This is a genomic window from Mycolicibacter sinensis (assembly GCF_001673565.1).
Lineage (GTDB): Bacteria > Actinomycetota > Actinomycetes > Mycobacteriales > Mycobacteriaceae > Mycobacterium > Mycobacterium sinense_C.
Window position 1 is genome coordinate 12,781 of the sequence record NZ_LZMF01000087.1, and the last position, 24,155, is coordinate 36,935.

At 68.8% G+C, this 24,155-nt stretch carries 17 protein-coding genes and 1 tRNA gene; 11 read left to right on the forward strand and 7 right to left on the reverse strand.

All coding sequences use genetic code 11. The features are described from left to right. Nucleotides 1-19 precede the first annotated feature (19 nt). Nucleotides 20-4,141 carry an HAD-IC family P-type ATPase gene (locus tag A5648_RS13555; RefSeq protein ID WP_428844337.1) on the reverse strand — a complete coding sequence of 1,374 codons (4,122 nt, stop codon included), beginning with the start codon at nucleotides 4,139-4,141 and terminating at the stop codon, nucleotides 20-22. 231 nt (nucleotides 4,142-4,372) lie between these two features. On the opposite strand from A5648_RS13555, the gene A5648_RS13560 reads away from it, so the two are divergent. Beyond that, complete coding sequence (locus A5648_RS13560) at nucleotides 4,373-4,726, forward strand: ArsR/SmtB family transcription factor (protein ID WP_065025058.1); 354 nt, start codon at nucleotides 4,373-4,375, stop codon at nucleotides 4,724-4,726. Nucleotides 4,727-4,765: 39 nt separating this feature from the next. Continuing rightward, nucleotides 4,766-7,096: an arylsulfatase gene (locus A5648_RS13565; RefSeq protein WP_428844338.1), complete on the forward strand. Its 2,331-nt coding sequence runs from the start codon at nucleotides 4,766-4,768 to the stop codon at nucleotides 7,094-7,096. A gap of 256 nt (nucleotides 7,097-7,352) precedes the next feature. Here the strand turns inward: A5648_RS13565 and A5648_RS13570 are convergent, their stop codons facing one another. Continuing rightward, nucleotides 7,353-8,576 carry a TetR/AcrR family transcriptional regulator gene (locus A5648_RS13570; RefSeq protein WP_428844340.1) on the reverse strand — a complete coding sequence of 408 codons (1,224 nt, stop codon included), beginning with the start codon at nucleotides 8,574-8,576 and terminating at the stop codon, nucleotides 7,353-7,355. 107 nt (nucleotides 8,577-8,683) lie between these two features. On the opposite strand from A5648_RS13570, the gene A5648_RS13575 reads away from it, so the two are divergent. From A5648_RS13575 to A5648_RS13595, 5 genes are read left to right on the forward strand one after another with little or no spacing between them, the layout of a single operon-like run. Continuing rightward, the gene (locus tag A5648_RS13575) at nucleotides 8,684-9,460 is read left to right on the forward strand and encodes an enoyl-CoA hydratase (RefSeq protein WP_065025047.1); all 777 of its coding nucleotides are present in this window, start codon (nucleotides 8,684-8,686) and stop codon (nucleotides 9,458-9,460) included. Beyond that, entirely contained in the window at nucleotides 9,457-10,977 is a 1,521-nt protein-coding gene (gene fadD5, locus A5648_RS13580; protein ID WP_065025048.1) for a fatty-acid--CoA ligase FadD5, read from the forward strand. The genes A5648_RS13575 and fadD5 overlap by 4 nt, the downstream gene beginning before the upstream one ends. Nucleotides 10,978-10,985: 8 nt before the next feature. Next, nucleotides 10,986-12,215, forward strand: coding sequence for an acyl-CoA dehydrogenase family protein (locus tag A5648_RS13585; protein ID WP_065025060.1), 1,230 nt, complete (start codon nucleotides 10,986-10,988; stop codon nucleotides 12,213-12,215). After that, nucleotides 12,216-13,364, forward strand: coding sequence for an acyl-CoA dehydrogenase family protein (locus A5648_RS13590; protein WP_065025049.1), 1,149 nt, complete (start codon nucleotides 12,216-12,218; stop codon nucleotides 13,362-13,364). A gap of 27 nt (nucleotides 13,365-13,391) precedes the next feature. Then, the gene (locus A5648_RS13595) at nucleotides 13,392-14,747 is read left to right on the forward strand and encodes a TIGR01777 family oxidoreductase (protein ID WP_065025050.1); all 1,356 of its coding nucleotides are present in this window, start codon (nucleotides 13,392-13,394) and stop codon (nucleotides 14,745-14,747) included. On the opposite strand, the gene A5648_RS13600 is transcribed toward A5648_RS13595, so the two are convergent. From A5648_RS13600 to A5648_RS13610, 3 genes are read right to left on the reverse strand one after another with little or no spacing between them, the layout of a single operon-like run. Further along, nucleotides 14,744-15,127 (reverse strand): PPOX class F420-dependent oxidoreductase, encoded by a 384-nt coding sequence (locus A5648_RS13600; protein ID WP_065025051.1) that lies wholly within the window; start codon nucleotides 15,125-15,127, stop codon nucleotides 14,744-14,746. The two genes, A5648_RS13595 and A5648_RS13600, sit on opposite strands and share 4 nt — an antisense overlap. Before the next feature lie 24 nt (nucleotides 15,128-15,151). Next, nucleotides 15,152-16,831: a GMC oxidoreductase gene (locus A5648_RS13605; protein WP_065025052.1), complete on the reverse strand. Its 1,680-nt coding sequence runs from the start codon at nucleotides 16,829-16,831 to the stop codon at nucleotides 15,152-15,154. Then, nucleotides 16,828-17,265, reverse strand: coding sequence for a hypothetical protein (locus A5648_RS13610; RefSeq protein ID WP_082966485.1), 438 nt, complete (start codon nucleotides 17,263-17,265; stop codon nucleotides 16,828-16,830). Before A5648_RS13610 ends, A5648_RS13605 begins: the two co-directional genes overlap by 4 nt. 56 nt (nucleotides 17,266-17,321) lie before the next feature. Between A5648_RS13610 and A5648_RS13615 the strand changes: the two genes are divergently transcribed. After that, nucleotides 17,322-17,885 carry an ester cyclase gene (locus A5648_RS13615; protein WP_065025053.1) on the forward strand — a complete coding sequence of 188 codons (564 nt, stop codon included), beginning with the start codon at nucleotides 17,322-17,324 and terminating at the stop codon, nucleotides 17,883-17,885. Nucleotides 17,886-18,216: 331 nt separating this feature from the next. Then, nucleotides 18,217-21,219, forward strand: a complete 3,003-nt coding sequence (locus A5648_RS24920) for a PGRS repeat-containing protein (protein WP_065025054.1) — start codon at nucleotides 18,217-18,219, stop codon at nucleotides 21,217-21,219. A 35-nt stretch (nucleotides 21,220-21,254) separates the two neighbouring features. Here the strand turns inward: A5648_RS24920 and A5648_RS13625 are convergent, their stop codons facing one another. Continuing rightward, the gene (locus tag A5648_RS13625) at nucleotides 21,255-22,298 is read right to left on the reverse strand and encodes a zinc-binding dehydrogenase (protein WP_065025055.1); all 1,044 of its coding nucleotides are present in this window, start codon (nucleotides 22,296-22,298) and stop codon (nucleotides 21,255-21,257) included. Between the two features lie 80 nt (nucleotides 22,299-22,378). Beyond that, the gene (locus A5648_RS13630; RefSeq protein WP_065025056.1) at nucleotides 22,379-23,251 is read right to left on the reverse strand and encodes an alpha/beta fold hydrolase; all 873 of its coding nucleotides are present in this window, start codon (nucleotides 23,249-23,251) and stop codon (nucleotides 22,379-22,381) included. Nucleotides 23,252-23,334: 83 nt separating this feature from the next. Here A5648_RS13630 and A5648_RS13635 point away from each other — a divergent pair, with 83 nt between their 5' ends. Beyond that, nucleotides 23,335-23,862 (forward strand): CGNR zinc finger domain-containing protein, encoded by a 528-nt coding sequence (locus A5648_RS13635; RefSeq protein WP_065025057.1) that lies wholly within the window; start codon nucleotides 23,335-23,337, stop codon nucleotides 23,860-23,862. Between the two features lie 92 nt (nucleotides 23,863-23,954). Beyond that, nucleotides 23,955-24,030 (forward strand) — tRNA-Arg (locus A5648_RS13640). The last annotated feature ends 125 nt before the right edge of the window (nucleotides 24,031-24,155 follow it).

Sequence of the window (24,155 nt, forward strand, 5' to 3'; positions counted from 1 at the left end):
ACGGCGCCTCCGGTGGATTTTATACGGTGGCAAACACCCTAGCCGCGTCGACCTCCGGTGCGACCGCTTCCCGGGCTGGTCGCAGCGTTTCCACGATGGCCGTCGGCGGCTCGGTGTCGCCCTCCGGTGCCTCCGGGCGGGGCTTCTCGGCGGGCAGCAGGCGCGGCGCCGCGGCGATGGCCAGCACCGCCGCGCCGGTCGATCCCAGGGCCTGCGCCCAGCCCAACGGGCCCACCGGAGCGCAGCCGAGCAGCTGGCTGACACCGGGGATGCTGATCGCCCCCGCGAACGCCGCGAACGAACCCGCGGCGGTGAGCCACACCAATGGGGCGTGCGAATCAACCAGCGTCTGAGCCAGTTCGGTGGAGACCAGCGTGATCAGCGCGACGGTCGCGGCGCGCTGCGGGCGTCCGGTCACCGAGGCCATCGCCCAGGCGGCACTGGCCGCGGCACCGGTGATCGCCCCCCGGACCACGACGGCACGCATCAGCTTGCGCTCGTCGATGCCGTGCACCACGCGGCCCGCCGGGCCGGCCGGAGTGCTCACCGCGACGGCGGTCGCCGGCAGCGCGTCAGTCAGCATGTTCATCAGCAGCAGCTGCCGGTTGTTCAGCGGCGAGGTGCCGGCCAGTGCGGTGCCCACCACACCGAAGATCACCTCACCGACGTTGCCGCCGAGCAGGCCGGTCACCGCCAGCTGTACGCCCCGCCACAACCGGCGACCTTCGTCGATGGCGTCCACCAGCGCACCGATGCGGCCGTCGGTCAACACGATGTCGGCGGTGGCGTGCGCCGAGTCGCTGCCGCGGGCGACGACGCCGAGTCCCACGCTCGCGGCCCGGATCGCCGCCGCGTCGTTGGCGCCGTCGCCGACCATGGCACAGACCCGCCCACTGCGTTCGAGGGTCTGCACGACCTGCACCTTGTTTTCTGGGGACATGCGGGCGAAGATCACCCGGTCGGCCACCGCGCGTTCCTGCTCCTTGCGCGACAACGCATTCCATTCCGATCCGGTGATGACCTGATCGGCGGCGACCGGCATGCCCAGTTCCGCGGCGATCGCGGTGGCGGTGACGGGGTGATCACCGGTGATCAGCCGAATACTCACGCCGCGGCCGGCCAGGTCGGCGAGCAGTTGCGGCGCCCCGGCGCGCGGGGTGTCGGAGATGCCCAGAAACCCGGTCAGGGTCAACCCGCTCCGGCACAGTTCGGTCAGGGCGTCGGGATCGTCGCGCAACGACCGCTCCTGTGCGGCGGTGAGCCGGCGTCGGGCCACCGCGAGCACCCGCAGCCCACCGGCGGCCAGTTCGGCGACCGGGTCGCCGGCATCTGGGCCAAGACCCGTGCAGGCTGCCAGCACCACCTCCGGGGCGCCCTTGACCACCAGTTCGGCGCCCGACACCGACGCCGAGAAGGCCCGGCCGGACCGGAACGGCAGGTGCGCGTCCGGGACGGACCACCGTGGGCCGGCGAGGCCGGCGGCCGCTTCGATGACGGCCTGGTCGGTGGCGTGGGCGTGCTGGGCGTCCTCGGGGGCCGGCGCGGCGTTGGCCGCGCAACGCAGCACGTCGTCGTCGGCGTGCCCCGAGACCGGGTGCACCGCGGTGACCCGAAGCCGGTTCTCGCTCAGCGTTCCGGTCTTGTCGAAGCAGACCACCTCGACGCGACCGAGCGCCTCCACCGAGCGCGGAATGCGAACCAGCGCACCGGTATCGGTCAGGCGTTGCGCCGACGCGTGCTGGGCCAGGGTCGCCATCAACGGCATCCCCTCGGGCACCGCGGCCACCGCGACCGCGATCGCGTTGCCCAGTGCCAGGCGAAGGCCGCCGCCGCGCAGCATTCCCAGCACCCCCACCATCAGCCCGCCGGCCGCGCTGGCCGGGAAGGCGCGGCTCATCAGCCGGCTGAGCTGGTGCTGCAGGCCCACCACCGGAAGCTCGCCGGAGGCCAGTTCGGCGGCACGGCGCGCCTGGGTGTCGGCGCCGACGGCGGTGACCACGGCGAGCGCGGTGCCCGCGATGACCGTCGTGCCCGCGTAGAGCATGCACCGCCGATCGGCGAGTTCGGCGCCCGGTGTCGCCGCGGTCTGCTTGTCCACCGACAGCGACTCGCCGGTGAGGGAGGATTCGTCGACCTCGAGGTCGGTGGCTTCGATCAGGCGGGCGTCGGCGGGCACGACCTCGTTGCTGCGGACCTCGATCAGGGTGCCGGGCAGCAACCGGTCCGCGTCGATCTCGCCGTAGGACTTGGTGTCGCCGAGGGCGACGGTGCGCGCGGGCGGAGTCTGTTGCGCCAGCAGCCGGTTCAGCCGGTTCTCGGCTTGTAGCTGTTGGGCGGCGGCGAGCATGCAGTTGCCGATCAGCACCGTGCTGACCATCAGCGCGTCGACCGGTGAACCGAGCATGGCGGTGGCCGCCGAAGACAAGGCCAGCACCGGCATCAGCGGATCCGACAGCTCAGCACGCACCGCCTTGACGAACTGCCAGGCCAGGTGGGGCGGCTGCGCGGCGAGTTCGTCACCGGCCCCGACGAGCTGGGGTGCGGGCAAGATGTCGCGGACCTCGTCGATCGACATCGCGTGCCATTCATGGGTTTGCGCGGGTCGCGGCGCGGGCGTGCGGGCCACGCCGCGGGCCAACAGGAATCCCGAAACCAGTCCGGCGGCCGCTCCGGCGGTGACCGGTCCGGGGCCTCTTCCGCCCCGCACTCCCGGAACCATGAGCACCGCACCGAGCGCGGTAGCGCCGTTGGACAACGAGATGCCGCGCTGGGTGGCCGCGCGCGCCGCCGGCAGTGCATGCAGCACCCGCCACGCGCCGGCCAGATCCGCCACCAGCAGATCGGCGGTGAAAGGCGGTGCGGCGGCGCTGGAATCGGGCAGGATGCCCACGCCGACATCGGCCGAGGCGAGAGCTTGCGCGGCGCCATCAGAAAGCACCGCGACGGTGCGCCCGGCCTGCTGCAGGGCGGCCAACGCTGCGGCGAGGGCGGCATCGAATCCCCCGTCGGCGATCGGCGCCACGTCGTCGAACGCCGGCCGCAGCTCGCCCAGGTCGGGAATGTCGAGTGTGATCAGTTCCGCCCCGGACGCCCGCGCCTCGGCGAGCAGGGCCGTCGCCAGCGGGTGGCGCACGGTGCCGCTGCAGAGCAGCCGGGGATCGATGAGCACGGCGTCGACCTGGTCGAGCCGGCGCAGGCCGTCCGGGCGCAACGGCAGCGCCGCGTGCTGTTCGACCAACGCCCGGCTCAGGGTCGCCGCGAACGATTCGGTGGTGGTGCGCAGCGCTTTCGGGCCGGCGACCACCGCCGCCGTCGCGGCCACATTGAAGCTGCGGGAGAAAACGCCCGCCAGGCCGGCGCCGACCAGCTGCACGGTCGCCATCCGGTTGCCGTGGCGGTCGGCGGCCCCCTCCGGCAGCGGCACCGGGCGCGACGGCAGATGGACCTCGGCCTGCGCGGCGTGCTCGGCCAGGTAGGGCTCGTGGCGGCTCCAGGCCTGCGCCCCGGCGTGGCATTCGGCGGCTTTGATGCCCTGCAGCGCCAGATCCACCGCCAGCGTGGCCGGCGACAGGGTGGCGATCCGCGAGCCCACCGAGATCAATGACAGCACCGTGCCGGCCGGCCCCGCGCCGATCCGCTCGGCAAGATTGCGGCGCAGCCACGGTTGATAGTTCGCCAACGCAGCGGCGGCGTCGACGGCGACCGGCGCCTGCGGTAGCCGCAGCGCCCACCCGGCCAGCGCGATCGCCAGCCCGGCGGCGTTGACGCCGACCATCACGCCCCGGGCGGCCAGCAGCAGCCCGTCGCCGGGCAAGGCGTGCGGTGGGGAGGCAGCCGGGGACGCGGCACCGCGATGGGTGCGTTCGACGTCGTCGATCAAGCAGCACAGGTCGTTGAGCGAAAGCGTGTCGCCTTCGAGTTCCACCACCACCCGCGACAACGGGAGGTTCAGCCGCGACGACACCACGCCCGGCTGGGCGCCGAGCGCGGCGATCACCTCGCGCCCGAGTTCTGCCCCGTCGGTGCCGGCCAGCCCGCGCACCTCGATCCATGCGCGGTCCGGGCCGCGCCAGCAGCGTCGGGTCAACGTCGCCGTCTCGCCGGACAACAACCGGCCGGCTTCGCGGACCGTCGCGTCCACGAGGACGGAGGTCGCCTGGAGTCCCAGGGCGACCGGGCGGAGCAGTGACGAGGTCCGGATCAATTCGACAGCAACCAATCGTGTGATCTGAGGATGGGTCGGCGCCCAATTCTGGCGACACTTTGATGATTACGCAACTATGCGAATGTGTCGTTCGCCGAAGCCCGTCGTGGGCGTTGGGACAAAATGAATGCCGCGATGGCAAAACATGAAGAACGGCGACCCGAAACCATGACTTCACCCAGCCGAGCCGAGGGGCCGACCGAGCCCCAACTCGCCTCGGCGGCGAGCACGTTCGGACTGCTGAGCAGCCCCGCGCGCCTACACGTGTTGTGGCTGGCCGCCCAGGGCGACTACGACGTCACCACCCTGGCGGGACGGGCCGGCATCAACGTCGCCACCATGAGCCAGCACCTGACCAAGTTGCGGCTGGCCGGACTGATCCGCGCCCGACGGGAAGGGCGCCACCACATCTACACCGTCGACGACCCGCACATCTTGACACTGCTGCAGCAGATCTTCGCCCACATCGCCCCGGACGGCAGTCTGGCGCCGGACCCGCCGCTCGGCAATGCGAACTCCTGAACCAGCGGTCGACGACGATGTACCCGAGATGAGGAGGTTGTGTTGGGCGATCAGGTAGTGGCTCCGATATTGCCGAACGGCGCGGTGCTACCGTTCCCCCCGGTCGGGTCGGGCAGTGTCGCGGGCCGGACACTGCAGGAATCGACCTACAGTCCACGACCGGCGCCCAAGCGACTGCACGCCGATGCGCCCAATGTCGTCATCGTGCTCATCGACGACGCCGGTCCCGGCCTGCCGTCGACGTTCGGCGGCGAGGTGACCACCGCGACCCTCGACCGGATCAGCGGGCAAGGCGTGTCCTACAACCGGTTTCACACCACGGCCATGTGCTCGCCCACCCGGGCGTCGTTGCTCACCGGACGCAACCACCACGAGATCGGCAACGGCCAGATCGCCGAGCTGGCCAATGACTGGGACGGCTACGCCGGCAAGATCCCGGCATCGAGCGCCACGGTGGCCGAGGTGCTCAAGCAATACGGTTACGCGACCTCGGCCTTCGGGAAGTGGCACAACACCCCCGCGGAGGAAACCACCGCGGCCGGACCGTTCGAGAACTGGCCCACCGGGCTGGGTTTCGAGTACTTCTACGGATTCCTGGCCGGCGAGGCATCCCAGTACGAACCGAACCTAGTACGCAACACCACCGTGGTGGCCCCGCCGCGGACTCCCGAAGAGGGCTATCACCTGTCCGAGGACCTGGCCGACGACGCCATCTCCTGGCTGCGTCGGCACAAGGCCTTCAACGCCGACAAGCCGTTCTTCATGTACTGGGCCAGCGGCTGCCTGCACGGCCCGCACCACATCATGAAGCAGTGGGCCGACAAGTACGCCGGCAAGTTCGACGACGGATGGGATGCCTACCGCCGGCAAGTGTTCGAACGCGCCAAGGCCAAAGGCTGGATTCCGCAGGACTGTTCGCTCACCGAACGCGACGAGGCCTTGACCGCTTGGGACGACATTCCCGAGGACGAAAAGCCGTTTCAGCGCCGCCTGATGGAGGTTGCAGCCGGCTATGCCGAGCACGTCGATGTCCAGGTCGGTCGCATCGCCGACGAGCTCGAGGCGCTCGGCTACGCCGACAACACCCTGTTCTTCTACATCTGGGGCGACAACGGCTCCTCCGGGGAAGGACAGAACGGCACGATCTCGGAGCTGTTGGCCCAGAATGGTATTCCCACCACGGTGCGCCAGCACATTGATGCCCTCGACGCGCTCGGCGGACTGGACGTGTTGGGGTCGCCGCTGGTGGACAACCAGTATCACGCGGCTTGGGCGTGGGCGGGCTCCACCCCGTACAAGGGCATGAAGCTGCTGGCCTCACACCTGGGCGGCACCCGCAACCCGATGGTGGTGCGCTGGCCGGCCAAGGTCGCCGCCGATCCGGCTCCGCGGCCGGTGTTCCTGCACTGCAACGACGTGGTGCCGACCATCTACGAAGTCGTGGGTATCGAGGCACCGATGACAGTGCACGGGCAACCGCAGCTGCCGCTGGCCGGAGCGAGCTTCGCCCGCACCCTGACCGACCGGAATGCGCCTGGCGGCAAGAAGACCCAGTACTTCGAGATCATGGGCAGCCGGGCCGTCTACCACGACGGGTGGATGGCGTCGGCCCGCGGCCCGCGGCTACCGTGGGTGCCCGGTCAGCCGCCCGGCATCGCGACCTGGACTCCCGACGAGGACGCGTGGGAGCTCTACAACCTCGACGAGGACTGGTCACAGGCCCACGACCTGGCCGAGCAGATGCCTGAGAAGCTCGCCCAGCTGCGCGAGGTGTTCATGGTCGAGGCGGCCCGCAATGCGGTGCTGCCCATCGGCGGCGGCTTGTGGGTGCCGGTCTATCACCCCGAGCTGCGCATCGCCCCGCCCTACACCGAGTGGGACTTCACCGGCGACACCGTGCGGATGCCCGAGTTCTGTGCGCCCGCACTCGGCAACAAGAACAACGTGGTAACCATCGACGCCGACATCCCGGCGGAAGCGAACGGGGTGCTGTACGCCCTCGGCGCAGGGTCCGGTGGGCTGACGTGCTACTTCGACCAGGGATACCTCTGCTACGAGTACAACCTCTTCATCTTGTCGCGCACCAAGATCCGCTCGGCGACGAAGGTGCCTCCGGGACGCGCAACGATCACCATCACCACTCAGTACGCGGAACCGCGTCCGGCCGGGCCGCTGGACATCACGGTGGCCGTCAACGGCGAGACCGTCGCCGAGGGCCTGGTGCTGGTCAGTGCGCCGTTGTTGTTCACCGCCAACGACTGCCTCGACATCGGCACCTGTCTGGGCTCGCCGGTGTCTCTGGACTATCGCGAGCGCGCGCCGTTCCCGTTCGAGGGTCAGATTCACCGGGTCCACGTGGCCTACCCCTGAGTGCGGTGATGGCGGTCACATCCGGTGGGCGACCACGTCGCCACTCACGGACCAAAGTCCCCAGATGCCGTGATCGCCAACACTTCCCGGGTTCTTACAACCGATGACTGGATTATTGTTACCAGCCATGAAAGACCCCGTGCTTGTACTGCCCGCCGTCGCGGCCATCATCGGACTGCTCATCTTCGGATTCCTCGCACTTGAGGTGGTGTTCCACCTGGGCTGAGGCCCGGCATCACCTCGACTACCCCTGCGGCTACTGCGGGGTCTGTCGCTTCCCGTCCCCGAACAGCACCGCCGCCATCACGGTGTTGACTCGTAAGCGTTGCTCGGCGGTGTCGTCGAAGTTAACCAGGCGTCCCAGATCGACGACGAGGGCAAGCGCGGCGTGGACCCGGAAGACCGCTTCGGTCTCGGTCGCCCCGATCTGACGGAGCAGGTGCGCCCATTCGTTGACGTTCTGCCGCTGCAACCCGCGCAGGTGGACCCGGTCGGGTTCGGGCAGATTGGCGAACTCGGCGAAATAGATGTTGATCAGGTCCGGCGCGGCGAACGACAGCGCGGTATAGCGTTCGGCGATGCGGGTGGCCGCCTCGCGCGGGTCGCTCGACTCGGCAAGAGCGTCGGTGATGATCAGTAACACCCGGTCACCCGCGCGCTGGAACGCGGCGGCGAGCAGCGCGGCCTTGCTCGGGTAGTAGCGGTACGCGCTGGAGCCGTTGAGGCCGGCGGCACTGCCGATCTCGTCGATACTGGCTTCATAGAAGCCGCGCTGCCCGAACACCCGAATGGCTTCGGCGAGCAACCGTTCCCGTTTGGAGGTACTCGGCAAGCCACGCTCGGTTTGCCGCCGCGCGGCCGGAGCCGGCGCCGGCGGCAACTCGGCGGTCAGCACCGACCAGCACAGTTCGGCGAGCAGCGAAGAAAGTGCCGAAGCGGCCAACCGGGTGCGGTGCGCCGAGATGCTGCCGATGACGCTGAGCACCGCGGCCGCCAGCATCGCGGTGTCGGCCTCGGACAGGCCCGGCCGCAGCAGCGCCAACGGTTCGGCGACCGCGGCGTTCAGCGCGTCATAGCTGGCGCGGATGTGCTTGCGGTCCACCGGTTGCAGGTAGCGCCGCTCCCAGCGGTAGAACGCGCCCTCACGTCGCATGCCGATGGTGGTCTCGATCAGCGCGTCGACGATCGCGCGCAACCGCTCCTGCGGCGGCCGGGCCGGGTCGTCGGCGCCGCGCGCTGCGGACACCAGCGTCTGCGCGGCGTATTCGGCGGTCGCGACCAGCAGCGCGTATTTGTTGGCGAAATGCCGGTAGAGGGCCGGTCCGGAGATGCCGACGTCGGCGGCGATCTCATCGACGCCGACCGCGTGATAGCCGCGGTCGCTGAAGGCGCGCGCCGCGGCCCGCACGATCTGGATCTTGCGGTCTTTGGGGCGACGCCGCACCGCGGTGGTGGTCGTGGATTCGCCGCCCAGACCCACTGACGACACTGTTCGCTCCCCGTTGTTGACAGTTCGAACCGACGCCCATAAGTTAACCATAGTTTACATTTCAAACCAGTTTAAGGATGCAACGTGCGGGGCTGCCCATGACCGAGAACTCCCCCAAGCTCACCGCGGTCCGAGACGGTCGGGTGCTCCGGGTGACCCTGACCAATCCGGAGCGGCTCAACGCGATCGACTACGCCACCATGGCGCGCCTCGGCGACGTGTTCACCGAGGCCGCCGGCGATCCGGCGGTGCGGGCGATCGTGATCACCGGCGAAGGCAAGGCGTTCTGCACCGGCGCCGACCTGTCCGCCACGGCCGGCGGGGTCACGCCCGAAGAAGTGATGGATTGCGCCGGCCGGTTGGTCACGGCGATCGCTGAAACACCGGTGCCGGTCATCGCGCGGGTCAACGGGCCGGCTGCCGGTGTCGGGGTGGGTATCGCGCTGGCCGCCGACCTGGTCTACGCCGCCGAGAGCGCCTATTTCCTGCTGTCGTTCACCAACATCGGGCTGATGCCCGACGGCGGCACCACCGCCCTGATCGCCGCTGCCGCCGGGCGGGCCCTGGCCAACGAGATGGCGCTGCTCGGGGAGCGCCTGCCGGCCGCTGCCGCCCGGGATGCCGGTCTGGTCAACGCGGTGCTGGCATCCGCAGAGCTGGACACCAAGGTCGAGGAGGCGGCGGCGAAGCTGGCCCACGGGCCGCGGCGCGCTCTCGAACTGACCAAACAAGCGCTCAACGCCACCAGCCTCGCTCCGCTCGGCGCCGCGCTGGCCCGGGAGAAGGCCGGTCAGGTGGAGCTGTTGGGCTCGCCGGACTTCATCGAGGGCGCCACGGCGATGCTGCAGAAACGCAAGGCGGTGTTCGCCGAATGACCACACAGCCGCTGCGTTCCCGGCGCAACCACTGGGTAAATCAGGTGGCCATCCACGCCGAGATGCGCCCCGAGTCCGTGGCCTTCCGCTGCCGCGGCACCGAGACCACCTGGCGCCAACTGCATGACCGCTCACAACGGCTCGCCGGGGCATTGTTCCGACGCGGGATCTCCTTCGGCGACCGTGTTCTCATCGTGATGCTCAACCACACCGAGTACATCGAGTCCGTGCTGGCGATCAACGCCCTGGGCGCCATCGCGGTCCCGGTCAATTTCCGTCTCACCGACCCCGAGATCAGCTACCTGGTCTCCGACAGCGGCGCCAAGGGCGTCATCACCGACCAACTGCTCGCGCCGCTGATCGATGCCGTGCGCAAGAACACCGTCGGCCTCGAGGTGGCCGTCGTACTCGGCGACGACTACGAATCGCTCATCGCCGAACCGGGAGAACCGCACCCGCACGCCGACATCCCCGAAGACACCCCGGCGCTGATCATGTACACCTCGGGCACCACCGGTAGCCCCAAGGGCGCGATCCTCTCCCATTCGAACCTGCAGGCCCAATCGCTGACCTGCATCCAGGCCCTGCACACCAGCCCGGACAGCGTCTATTTCTGCGCCGCGCCGATGTTCCACATCGCCGGACTGGGCAGCATCGCGCCGAACCTGGTGATCGGCACCACGACGGTGATCCACCCGCTCGGGGCGTTCAACGCCGCCGACACCCTCGACGCCTGGGAGCGCGAGCGAGCCACCTCGGTCTTCCTGGTTCCGGCGCAGTGGCAACTGATCTGTGCGGATCCGACTGTGCGGCAACGGGATCTGGCTCTGGAGGTGATCAGCTGGGGTGCCGCGCCCGCGTCGGACACCGTGCTGCGGGCAATGGCCGAGACCTTCCCGGATGCGCTCAACGTCGCGGTGTTCGGCCAGACCGAGATGTCACCGATCACCTGCGTACTCGACGGCACCGACGCCCTCCGCAAGCTCGGCTCGGTGGGCAAGGTGATCCCGACCATCGCAGCACGGGTGGTCGACGACGACATGAACGACGTGCCGCCCGGCGAGATCGGCGAGATCGTCTACCGCGGACCGACTCTGATGCAGGGCTACTGGAACAAGCCGGAAGCCACCGCCGAGGCCTTCGCCGGCGACTGGTTCCACTCCGGTGATTTGGTGCGCGTCGACGACGAGGGCTTCGTCTATGTCGTCGACCGCAAGAAGGACATGGTCATCTCCGGCGGAGAGAACATCTACTGCGCCGAAGTGGAGAACGTGCTGTTCGAGCACCCGATGATCCGGGAGGCCGCGGTGATCGGGCGTGCCGACGAGAAGTGGGGCGAGGTCCCGGTCGCTATCGTGGCCGCGGCGCAGGCACTGACGCTGAGCGATCTGGAGCAGTTCCTCAATGAGCGGCTCGCCCGCTACAAGCACCCGAAGGAACTCGTGCTCGTCGACGAGTTGCCCCGCAACGCCAGTGGCAAAGTGGTCAAACCGCTGTTACGCAAGACCTACGGCTAGGAGTGGCAGTGGATCTGGATTGGTCGGCTGACGAGGCAGCGTTCCGCGACGAGGTTCGCGGGTTCCTCGATGAGCATCTGAGCTCGGATCTGCGCCGAGCCGGGCAGCTGATGACCAGTGTGTACGCCGATCACGAGGCGAGCATGCGCTGGCAGGCGATCCTGCATGAACGCGGGTGGGCCGCACCGGCGTGGCCGGTGGAATACGGCGGCTGCGATTGGACGCCGTTGCAGCACTACATCTTCAGCCGCGAATGCGCGCTGGCGGGCGCACCGCTGCTCTCCCCGATGGGCATCAAGATGGTGGCGCACGCGATCATCGGCTTCGGTACCGACGAGCAGAAGAACTGGTTCCTGCCGCGGATCCTCACCGGCGAGGTGTTCTTCTGTCAGGGCTACTCCGAGCCGGAGTCCGGCTCGGACCTGGCGTCGCTGTCCATGGCGGCAGTCGATGACGGCGATGACCTGATCTGCACCGGCAGCAAGATCTGGACTACCCACGCCACCGAGGCGAACTGGATCTTCTGCCTGGTCCGCACGTCGCGCAGCGGCAAGAAGCAGGAAGGCATCACCTTCCTGCTGATCGACATGACCACCCCGGGTATCGAGGTCCGGCCGCTGGTCATGACCTCCGGCGAGGAGGTGCAGAACCAGGTGTTCTTCGACTCGGTGCGGGTGCCCAAGGCCAACGTGCTGGGCCGGATCGACGACGGGTGGACCGTCGCGAAATACCTGCTCAACTTCGAGCGGGGCGGCGCGATGGCCCCGATGCTGCAGGTGTGGGCCGATGCGGTCGCCGAACAGGCTGCCGGACAACCCGGCCCGGACGGCACCTCGCTGGCCGACGATCCGGTCTTCCGGCTGCGGCTGGCCGATGCCCGGGTCCGCACCGACATCTTGGAGATCCTGGAATTCCGCACCATCGCCGCCCTGGCCAAGGGCCACAATCCCGGACCGGCGGCGTCGATGCTGAAGATCCTGGGCACCGAGTTGAGCCAGACGATCACCGAACTGGCCCTGGAGGCCGCCGGCCCGCGCGGCCGGATCTACCAGCCGCACGCGACCATGCCGGGTGGCCCGATCCCCGACTTCGTCCCGCCCGCCGACGGCTACCTCAGCGGCCAGCCGTGGCAAGCGGTGGCCCCGCTGCGCTACTTCAACGACCGCGCCGGCTCGATCTACGCCGGCAGCAACGAGATTCAACGCAACATTCTGGCCAAGGCAGCACTGGGGTTATAGATGGACTTCTCATTCACCGACGAACAAGAACTGCTGCGCGACACCGTCGGCAAGTTCCTCGCCGACCGCTACGACCTGGAGAAGAGTCGCGCGGCGGCCAAGACCGGAGCCGGCTGGCAGCCGAACATCTGGCGTGCCTTCGCCGATGACCTGGGCATCCTCGGGGCGACACTGCCCGAGAGCGCCGGCGGACTCGGCGGTGGCACAGGCGAGCTGATGATCATCACCGAAGCACTCGGACATGCGCTGGTCATCGAACCGTTCGTGGAAACCGTCGTGCTGGCCGGCGGGCTGCTGCAACGCGCCGGGGGACCCACCCGGCTCTTGGAGCGAATCGCGCTCGGGGACGCCATCATTGCCGTCGCCGCCGAGGAGCCGACCTCGGCGGGAACCTGGCATGACGTGGCCACCACCGCGCGCCGCGACGGCGACCACTGGGTGCTCGACGGGGCCAAGATCACGGTGGCCGCAGCACCGATCGCCACCCACCTGGTGGTGACCGCGCGGACCTCGGGCGCCCAGCGCGACACCACCGGGATCTCGCTATTCCTGCTCGAATTCGATGCCACCGCACCGCCGGCCGGACTTCGGGTGGAATCGTTGCGCACCATCGACGACCGCCGCGCCGCCGACCTGGTCCTCGATGGCCTTCGGCTGCCCGCCGACGCGCTGCTGGGCGACGAGGGCCAAGCGTGGCCGGCGCTGGAGCACACCGTCGATGAGGCCACCGCGGCGATCGTGTCCGAGGCGGTCGGCTGCCTGCGGCGGGTCCTGGCCGACACCGTCGCCTACACCAAGCAGCGTCAGCAGTTCGGTCAGCCCATCTCGGCGTTCCAGGTGCTGCAGCATCGGATGGTGGACATGTACCTGGAGGTCGAACAGGCCGTCGCCGCACAGCACTTGGCGATCATGAAGCTCGACGCCGGCCCGGAAGAACGCGCCCGGGCGGTGTCGGCGGCCAAGGCGACGGTTGCTCGTGCCGCCCGGTTCATCGGGCAGAGCGCGGTGCAACTGCACGGCGCGATGGGTATGACCGAGGAGCTGGCAATCGGGCACTACTTCAAACGGCTCACCGCGATCGAGTACCAGTTCGGTTCCCGCGACCGGCACCTGGCCCGGTACGCAGGCCTGAGCTCAACCAGCCGGTAGCGCGGCCGCTGCCGGTAACGTCGAGGCATGGGCCTGGTCTTTTCCAGCGTTGTCGAGGCACCGCCGGCGGACGTCTTCGCATGGCACGAGAGGCCGGGTGCGTTCACCCGGTTGAGCCCGCCGTGGCAGCCGATGCATCTGATCGCCGAAGCGGACTCGCTGCGCGACGGCACCGCCGAACTGGCGCTTCCCGGCGGGCTGCGCTGGATCGCCGAACACCAGCCCGGCGGCTACGACCCGCCGCGGCGTTTCGTCGATGCGATCGGCGGCCGCGGCCTGGCGTCGCTGCCGGCCCGGACGGCGATGAGGTGGCGCCACAGCCACGAGTTCGACGATCTCGGCGACGGTAGAACACAGCTGACCGATCGCGTCGACACGCCCATACCCGAATCGATGCTGCGGCCGATGTTCGTCTATCGGCACCGCCAGCTCGCCGATGACCTGGCCGCCCACCGGCGCGCCGCAGAGCACGGCCTGAAGCCGATCACGGTGGCCATCAGCGGCGCATCGGGTCTCGTCGGTTCGGCTCTGGCCGCGTTCTTGAGCACCGGCGGCCATCGGGTGATCCGGCTGGTGCGGCGCGCCGCCGCCAATCCTGATGAGCGGCAGTGGAATCCCGACGACCCGAATCCTGATCTGCTGGCCGGCGTCGATGCGGTGGTCCATCTGGCCGGCGCCTCGATCGCCGGGCGCTTCACCGCCCAGCACCGGCGTGCGATCCGGGACAGCAGAATCGAACCGACCCGCAGACTCGCCGAGTTGGTCGCCCGAAGCAGCGCTGGACCGAGCACTCTGGTCTGCGCATCAGCGGTCGGCTACTACGGTTACGACCGCGGCGACGAGATCCTCACCGAGGACAGTCAACGCGGGGACGGGTTTCTCGCCGAGGTCGTCGCCGACTGGGAAGACGCCCTGGCGCCGGCTGAACAGGCCGAAAAGCGCGTCGTGCGGATCCGCACCGGCATCGTGCAATCACCGCGGGGCGGGACGCTGCGCCTGATGCGGCCGCTGTTCGCCGCCGGCCTGGCCGGCCGGCTCGGCGACGGCCGACAGTGGCTGGCGTGGATCGGGATCGATGACCTGATCGACGTCTATCACCGCGCACTGTGGGACACCGGGCTGTCCGGGGCGGTCAATGCCGTCGCGCCGAACCCGGTGCGCAACCGCGAGTACACCAAGACCCTCGGACGAGTGCTGCGCCGGCCGACGATCCTGCCGGTTCCGGCGCTGGGGCCACGATTGCTGCTCGGCGGTCAAGGGGCGCGTGAGCTTGCCCGCGCGAGCCAGCGAGTGCTGCCGGGGCGCCTACAGGATGCCGGTCACCGCTTTCGCATGCCCGAACTCGAACAGGCGCTGCGGCATCTGTTGGGCCGGGCGGGCTAGGACGTGGGCGCGATCTCCAAGCCGATGTGAACCTTGTCGATCCCGCCGCGCACGAGCGAGTGCGGAACGAACCACCAGGCGTGCCACCAGTAGCGTTTGACGACCGCGTCGTAGACGCGCCTGGTCTCGCTCTTGGGCAGCACCCGGGCCACTGCCTCGACCGGCTCGCCTTTCGGCGCACCCAGCACGCCGCACTTCTGGATGGTCACCCGCGGCGTGTTGCGGATGCGCTTGGTCTTCCAGGACCCGTCATCGGTGATCACCAACAGCTTGTCGCCGTCGGGCGCGCCCCACACCGCGGTCGGTTTGGCCCTGCCGTCCTTGGTAAATGTGGTCAACAGCAGATACTTCTCGCGATACACCTCAGCGAACGTCGGCATCGCGCCAGGATAGCGCCGCGGCTGCTACCCCGACGGCGCCAGCGGCAACCGCAGCGCGCCGGGGGCACTGTCCGGCACCGTCGGGTGATGCGGAAACACCGGCGGGATGCGTCGATACGGCTCGCCGAGCGGCGGACGGGAATCGGGCTCACCGTTGTTGGGCCAGAACGCCATGGCTCGTTCGGCTTGCGCGGTGATGGTGAACGACGGGTTGACGCCCAGGTTGGCGGTGATCGCCGACCCGTCGACGACGTGGATGCCGGGGTGTCCGTAGGCCCGCTGGTAGGGGTCGATCACACCGGCTTCGGCGGTTTCTCCGATCGGGCAGCCGCCGATGAAGTGTGCGGTCAACGGGATGTTGAGCGCGTCGAGGTAAGTGCCGCCGGCGACACCGCCGACCTTCTCGGCCATCCGGCGGGCGACGTCGTGAGCGATCGGGATCCAGTCCGGATTCGGTTCCCCCGCACCCTGTTTCGTGGTCATGCGGGTGCCGAACAGACCACGCTTGCGGTAGGTGGTCAACGAGTTGTCCAGGGACTGCATCACCAGGATGATGATCGAATGCTCCGAGGCGCCACGCGGGAACAGGCTGCGCAGCAGCAGCCCCGGGTGCGCCACGATGGTCAGCAGTAGCCGCGCGAAACGCCATGGGCCGCCGTCGATCAGGTGGGTGCCCATCATCGAGAGCAGGTTGGATCCCTTGCCGTAGCGGCACACCTCGACATGGGTGTTGGCCTCGGGGTGAATCGAGGAGGTGATCGCCACGCCCTGGGCGAAATCGTCGCGGTCGGGCGCCAGCACCACCGGCACCTCTTCGGAGTTGGTGCGGGTCAGCTCACCGAGCCGCGGGGAGAGCTGCGGAAGTGACCCGGTGTCGCGCAGCTTGTGCAGCAGCCGCTGGGTGCCCAGCGAGGCCGCGGCGAACACCACTTGGCGGGCGGTGAAGTCGCGCTTGTGCTTGCGCAGCCACCGTCCGGTGCGCACCGTGCTGACGACGTAACCGTCGCCGTGCGGCCGCACATCGGTGACCATGGTCAGCGGATGGATCTGCGCGCCGGCGTGTTCGGCCAGATACAGGTAGTTGGTCTCGGTGGTGTTCTTGGCGTTGTGCGGGCAGCCGGTGAAGCATTGCGCGCAGCCGATGCAGCCGGCGCGGGCCGGGCCGGCACCGCCGAAGAACGGGTCGTCGACGGTTTTGCCGGGCTCGTCGCCGAAGAACACCCCGACGTTGGTCGGGTGGTAGGTGCCTTCGACCCCGAGGTCGCGGGCCACCGCCAACAGCACCTCGTCGGCCGGGGTGGTGTGCGGGGTGGGTGTCACCCCGAGCATGCGGCGGGCCTGCTCGTAGTACGGCGCGAGTTCGGCTTTCCAGTCGGTGATGTGCGCCCACTGCGGGTCGGTGTAGAACCGCTCCAATGGCTCGTAGAGGGTGTTGCCGTAGATCAGCGATCCGCCGCCGACCCCGACCGCGCTGGCGATGAACGTCTTGCCCAGCACGGTGAGCCGCTGCGGGCCGAAGCAACCCAGTTTCGGCGCCCACATGGCCTTGCGGACGTGCCAGTTGTTGGGCGGGAAATCGGTGGGCGCCCAGCGGCGGCCCATGTCCAACACGCCGACCCGGTAACCCTTCTCGGTCAGGCGCAGCGCCGCCACGCTTCCACCGAAACCGGAGCCGATCACCACCACGTCGTAGTCGTATGTCATGCGCGGTCCTCGGTGGCGTGGCTGCGGGCAGGGATGAGCAAGAGCAGCGACAGCACCAGCAGCAAGCTGAGGCTGACCGCGTTGAGTATCGCGTCACGCCGGCCGTACATGTGCAGCATGCCGAGGTGGTAGATCAGGTGCAGCACATTGAAGACCGACCAGCTGATTGCCGTGATCACGACGACGGGCCGGTTGCGCAGGTAGTACAGCGCCAGGGCGCTGAGCGCCGCGAAACCCATGAAGAAGGAGCCGACGTCCTTGACGAAATGCTCGTTGTACGGGCCGAGCACCGGTAACCAGGTCATGCCCATTCCGGGAAACGTGCTGTACCAATTCAGCGGCGCGAAGTATGCCCACGCCCCCAGGCTGAGCGCGACGATCGTCAGCAGGATCAGGCATACGCGATGCACGATGAGGTTCATACCGTGCATCATGTCTTGCCTGCTCCGCCGGTAACGGCGATATTCAGGGGATTCGCCTGGAGGATGCCATGACCGACCGCTTTGCCATCCCGCCCGCCGACGTGCTGCGGGCGCGCGAGAAGCTCGTCCTCGACCACTTCCACGACGAGGTCCGCCAGGATTGGGACGACGTGCTGGCCACGTTTCCGCACCCGCATTACGAGATCATTCCTACTCTGACCGTGCACGACGGTGACGCCGACGTCCGCGCTTACTACCGCGACACCCGCGTCGCCTTCCCCGATCAGGACCATGACATCATCGCGCTGCGGCACAGCGCCGATGCGGTGATCGTCGAGTTCTGGCTGCTCGGAACACATTTGGGTCCGCTGGGCGGTATTCCGGCCACCGGATCGCGGCACCGCACCCGGATGACGGCCTACTTCGTCTTCGACGAGAACGAGACCCTGGTCGCCGAGCGGATCTATTTCGACACTTTGTCGATGCTCAAGCAGCTCATCGGCGGGCTCAACCTGCGCGACCCGCGTAACTGGCCGCTGGCGATCCGCGGGGTGCGCGGGCTGCTCAAGTTGACCGGCGAGCCCGACCCGCTGCTGGTGAACACGCCGGCCGTCGGGTTGTCACCGCCCTGAGTGCGTTCGACGCGACCGGCGAGCGGGCCCGCCGTCCGGACGTGCTCCAGCAACGCCGGACGACACTGACGGCCGGCCATGACCCACGTAGCTGATGCTAAGAATTTTCTAAGCGTTGATCGACGCGAGCGGCAACCGCGGGGCGTTCGGTAACCGCCAAGCAGAGCACCACTAGCAGCGGCGGTGCCCGTAGAAACGCGACAAGTTCCACTTCCGGAAAAACGTTGACATCTCGGTAAATTAGGCAAACACTTACGTAACGCTTTGATTCTCGAACCTGCTCCACATTGAAAACCCACCACTGTTCGCGTTGCTTTAAGGAGATCGACCAATGGCTCAGCACCCCAGCACGCGGCAGGGCAAGACACGTCAGACCCAGACACGCCGCCGCCGTCGCCGCGCAGCCGGTCTCGGGACGACGGCCAGTGCCTTCCTGGCGTTCGGATTGACCCCGCTGGCCCTGGCGCCGACCGCGAGCGCCGACTTCTTCGGGTTGGACTGGCTTGACGACCTCTTCGAACCCAGCGCCGCGGTGAGCGCCGCCGACCCGACCGGGGATTCTGACTGGGACGCTTTGATGAACGCTCTTGGCTTCGGCTCTACCGGCTCGTCAGGCGTGGACACCGCTGCTCTTGCACTGCCGGGTGTCGCTGCCGCAGGCGATCCGAACGCTATCGCTACGGCGTTCCAGAACGACTTCTACCTGCCGCTGCACTCGGCCCTCGAGGCCTACATAAACAGCCCGCTCGGCCAGGCGATCAATCCTGTTATCAATCAGCTGTTTGCGCCGCTGATCCTGCCGGGCTTCTGTGGCCTGATCTGTGACGGCGCCGACGGGACGATGACCAACCCGGACGGTCAGGGTGGGGGGTTGTTCTTCGGCGACGCCGGTGACGGCTACGACGCCAGCAACGACCCGGGGATGGCCGGCGGTAACGGCGGAGTTGCCGGTGGGATCGGCAACGGCGGCGACGGCGGAGCGGGTGGACTCGGCGCCGACGGCGGCAACGGCGGCGCCGGCGGCGAGTGGATGGGCAACGGTGGCAACGGCGGTGCCGGCGGAGCCGGCGGCCTGATTAACGACACAGTCGTCGACGGTGGCAACGGCGGTATCGGCGGCAGCGCCGGCCATGTCCAAGACTTCTTCGGCATAGGTGCGGTTGGGAACGGCGGCAACGGCGGCAACGGCGGAGCGGGGTACACCGGCGGCAACGGCTCGGCGGGGAACGCAGGCACCGGCCCCGCAAGCGACGGCGGCAACGGCGGCAACGGCCAGACCGGCGGCAACGCCGGCAACGGCGGGAACGGCGGCGCCGGTTCGCTGTGGCTCGGCAACGGCGGCAACGGCGGCAACGGCGGGGTCGGCGGCAACGGCGGTAACGGCGGGGTCGGCGGTGCCGGAACGGACTCGCTCTCTGCGGACGCCCTGGGCGGCTCCGGCGGCGCCGGCGGTACCGGTGCTGACGGCGGTAACGGCGGCAACGCGGGTAAGGGGGGCACCGGCGCGGCCGTCTTCGGCAGTGACGGCAGAACCGGTTCTAACGGCGACGGCGGCGCTGGCGGCATCGGCGCCGATGGCGGCCGCGCAGGTGCCGGCGCCAGCGGAGCCGATGGCGCCCATGGCACTACGCCCGGCGAAAGTGGCGCCGACGGCACCGTCGGCACCGGCGGTGGTTTCGGCGGTAACGGCGGCGGGGGCGGTAACGGTGGTGCCGGTGGCACGACCGCAGGCGTCGCCGCCGGTAACCATGGCGCCGGCGGGGCCGGCGGCGACGGTGGGACAGGTGGCAACGCCGGCCACGGCGGCAACGGCGGCAACGGTGCCGACGGAGGCACCAACGATGCGGCCGGAAATGGCGGCAACGGCGGGGACAGCGGGTTCAGCGGGTCCGGCGGACTCGCCGGGGCCGGCGGAGTCGGCCCTGACGGCACAAGCGCCGCGAGTGGTGCGGACGGTGCTCAGGGCACCCCTGGTGACGGCGGGGCCGGCGGCAACGGCGGGAAGGGTGTCACCCTTGCCGACGGCACCGGGCAAGCCGGCGGCAACGGCGGTGCCGGCGGTGCCGGCGACTACTACGGCAACGGCGGCGCGGGCGGTAAAGGCGGCGACGGCGCGGCCGGTGCCAGCAACATGAGCGGCACCGGTAACGGTGGCAATGGCGGCCAAGGCGGTAACGGCGGTGACGGCGGTTTCGGCGGATTCAGCGGCGGCGCCGGAGGCGATGCCGGTGCCGGCGGTGCCGGGGGTAATGCCACCGGCGCCGGCGCGGTCGCCGGTACTGCTGCTCAGGGCGGCTTTGGTGGCGGCGGCGGGGACCATTACCTGACCACCGTTGGCAGCCACGATGGCATCGGTGGTAGCGGCGGCCGCGGTGGTAGCGGCGGCAACGGTTCCGATGGCGCCACCCCGACTGCCGGTAATGCCGGCGGTCTCGGTGGATTTGGCAGCACCGGCGGCGTCGGCGGCGTCGGCGGCAACGGAGGCACCGACGGCAGCGCCGGAAGCCTCGGCGGCGCCGGCGGCACCGGCGGAACCGGAGGCACCACCAACGACGCCACCGCCGGCGGTGGCGGCGTCGGTGGTGGTGGCGGCGGCGGCGGCGGTGCGGCCCAAGACGGCGGTATAGGCGGGGCCGGCGGTGTAGGCGGCAACTCGGGCAACGGCAGCACCGGCGGGAACCCCCCGCCCGGCAGTGCCTTCGGTGGCAGTGGCGGCGGCGGAGGCTACGGCGGGCAGGGTGGCACCGGCTTCGGCGCCGGCGGCGTGGGCGGCGCCGGCGGGGCCGGCGGGGCCGGCGGCAACGGCTCCGCGGGCAGCTTGGGCGGCTCTGGTGGTCAGGGCGGCTACGGCGGCGACAACTACTACACGACCGGCAGTGACGGTGGGGCCGGCGGCGCTGGCGGCGACGGCACCGACGGCGGCGGCGGCGGCATCGGCGGCTTTGGCGGCTCAGGCGGCGGCAGCAACGACGCCGACGGTGCCGGCGGGGATGGCGGGGCCGGCGGGGCCGGCGGCCTGGGCACCACTGGCGGCGAGGGGGGTTACGGCGGTGACGGAGGTACCGGCGCCACCGGTGGTCAGGGGGCTACCGGCGGAGATGGGGCGGCCGGCGGGACCGGAGGCGTCGGGATGACTGGCGGCACCGGCGGTAACGGCGGCATCGGCGGTAACGGCGGCTTCGTCGGCGAGGGCGGCAACGCTGTCGGCGGCGTCGGCGGCGTTGGGGGCACCGGCAGTAACGGCCAAACCGGCGGCGATGGCACCGACGGCGGTAGCGGAGGTGAGGACGGCACTCCCGGCACCCCGGGCCAACCCGGCACCGACAACGGTTAAGGCGCCCGCCGGGACAGACCGATCCACGCGAGTTCTCAGTCGACTACCACCACGATCTTCCCGCCGGCCTCTCCTGCTTCCACAACCCGATGGGCGTCGCGGATCTGGTCGAAGGTGAACACGTGTGAAGGCGCGGCCGCCAGTCGACCGTCGCGCACCTTGTCGGCGATGTCCTGCAGCGGAACATCCGACAACGCAAACCCGGGGCTGCCGAACACGAAGCTTCCGAAGAAGCTGAGGTTGACGCCGCTGGCCATCTGCAACAGCGGGTTGAAGTCGGCGATCGGGTCCAGTCCGCCGAGCCAGCCGGCCAGGCAAGCCGTACCGCCCCGACGCAGCATGTCCAAGGAATCAAGAATCGTGCTGTTGCCCACGAGGTCCAGAACGGCGTCCACCTGCTTGGCTTCGAGAAGGCATGCACCCAGATCAGGGGTCTCCAGCTCGGCACGCTCAGCGCCGAGCGACGTCAGCAATTCAAACCGTTCCCGGTTGCGCGTGGTTGCTATTACGTGCGCTTTCGCCTCCACGGCCAGTTTCACTGCCGCCTGACCAAAAGACGATGTCGCTCCTCGGATCACGATCGTCTGCCCGGCGGCCAGGCCAAGGTTGCGGAATAGGCAGGTCCATGCGGTGGCGTAGGTTTCCGGAAGTGCGGCCAGCTGATCCCACGGCAAGTCCGATTCGATCAGCGCGACGTTTTCGGCGCGCACCCGGGTGAATTGCGCGTAGCTGCCGTTGATGGTGCGACCGAGCCCACCCATCAGTGCCGCGACCTGGGCGCCGACCGGGAATTCTCCCCCGGGGCAGGCATCGACAATGCCGACGCATTCGATGCCGCTGACTTCGGCGGCCTCGGCCCATTCACCCCGGCGCATGTGCATCTCGGCGTGGTTGATTCCGAATCCCTTGACCCTGATCACCACCTCACCCTGCTTGGGTCGCGGCTTGGGAATCTCGGTGTAGGCCAAAGACTCCAGTCCCCCGAAGCCGTCGAGAACAATTGCGCGCATAGTCGGGCCGCCCGGGGTTTCGCGCACCACCGCGGGGCGAGTCGGGATCGTGGACGTGGTAACCATGATGCGTTCTCCTCTGAATGCTGTTGTTATGGACTATTTTTCGGAAATCCGGGCCAGTTGCCGAGCCGTTCCGGTCATGCCCGTCACCGGCCGTTGACCCGGTACAAGAAGTCCTTGATCAACTGCGCGACTTCCTCGGCGGCGGTCTCCAGCAGGAAGTGGCCGCCGTCAAGCAGATGGATTTCGGCATCGCGTGCGTCCCGGCCGAACGCCCGGGCACCATCCGGGCCGAAGATCGGGTCCCCTTGGCCCCAGACGGCCAGCACCGGGACTCCACTGGTGCGCAGGTACTCGTGCAGTGCGGGGTACATCGGCGCATTGGTGGCGTAGTCCCGGAACAGGGCGAGCTGAATCTCGTCATTGCCCGGCCGCGACAACAGTGCGCTGTCCAGGGTCCACACGTCGGGGCTGACCAGGGACTCATCCGGCGCCCCGGTCAGGTACTGCCATTTGATCGACTCGACGTCGAGCGCCGTGCGGATGGCCGCCTCGGTCTCGGCAGTCTGCGCACGCTGGTAGTCCCAGACGGTCTTCCAGAAGCTCTCGACGAATCCCTCGTCATAGCCGTTGCCGCTCTGCGTGACGATCGCGCTGATGGTGTCGGGCCGGCTCAACGCCAGTCGCCACCCGATCGGCGCGCCGTAGTCTTGGACGTAGATCGCGTAGCGAGCCAGCCCGAGTTGGTCCAAGAGCCCTTGAGTGAGCTGGGCGAGATTGTCGAAGGTGTAGTCGAACTCGGTCACCAGCGGCATGTCCGAGTAGCCGAAGCCGAGGTGGTCGGGGGCGATGACGTGATAGTCCTCGCCCAGGCGAGCGATGAGGTCCCGGAACATGTAGGAGCTTGTCGGGAAGCCGTGCAGCAGCACGATCGCCGGCGCATCGGCGCTACCGGCCTCCCGGTAGAACAACCGGTGCCCGTCGACGGTCGCGTAGTGGTGTCGCACCGTGGAAACCATATCTAACCCCTTAAATTGGTTTTGTCAGTTAGAGAGAGTCAAGCACCTCGGGTGTAACCTGTCAATACACGTTTGGGGGTTACATGGATATCGTTGCGGCCGGGCCCGCCGACGAGGCGCTGCTGTTGGAGTTGCTCAACTCCACCCCCGTCATCGACGGCGTGGCCCGCGACGAACTCGACGACCCGGCCAGGGCCCAAGCCTGGCTGGACTCCCACGGCGTCGGCCCGGCAACCGAGCAGCAGCTACGCGAACTCTTCGACCTACGGGCTGCCCTGCAAGACGTGGTGCGCGGCGACCGGTCGCCGCAGGAATTACAGCCGTTCCTGGACGACGTCGGGCTGTCCCCCGCTCTCGAGGAGCACGGCCTCACCTGGACGCTGACCACGCACGGAACATCAGCGGCCGCTGCCCGGGCAATACTGGCCTGGGACGCGTTACGGATCTCCAGTCCCGGGCGCCTTCGCCCCTGCGCGAATCCCGAATGCCGGCTGTTCCTGATCGATCGCAGCAAGCCCAACACCGCGCGGTGGTGCTCGATGGCCATCTGCGGCAACCGCATGAAAGCGCGCCGGCACTACCAGCGCACCAAAGGCACCACCAGCGAGTGAAGCCGCAACGACGAACGCCCCGTCTCGCACCGTGTGTCTCGCAACGATCCACTAGAGTTCTCCCCACCGCTTCCGATAGGTCGCAGGTCCCCGCCCCCGTAGCTCAGGGGATAGAGCACGGCTCTCCTAAAGCCGGTGTCGGCAGTTCGAATCTGCCCGGGGGCACCACTACTGTATTACGTCGGGTGATGCTTGACGTTTCGGCTTCGGGTGATGGCTGACAGTGTTTCGGCTGATGGTTGACAGTTACTTCGGTTGATCCTTGACACTCCCTGGATGAGGGAGTTGAGCGT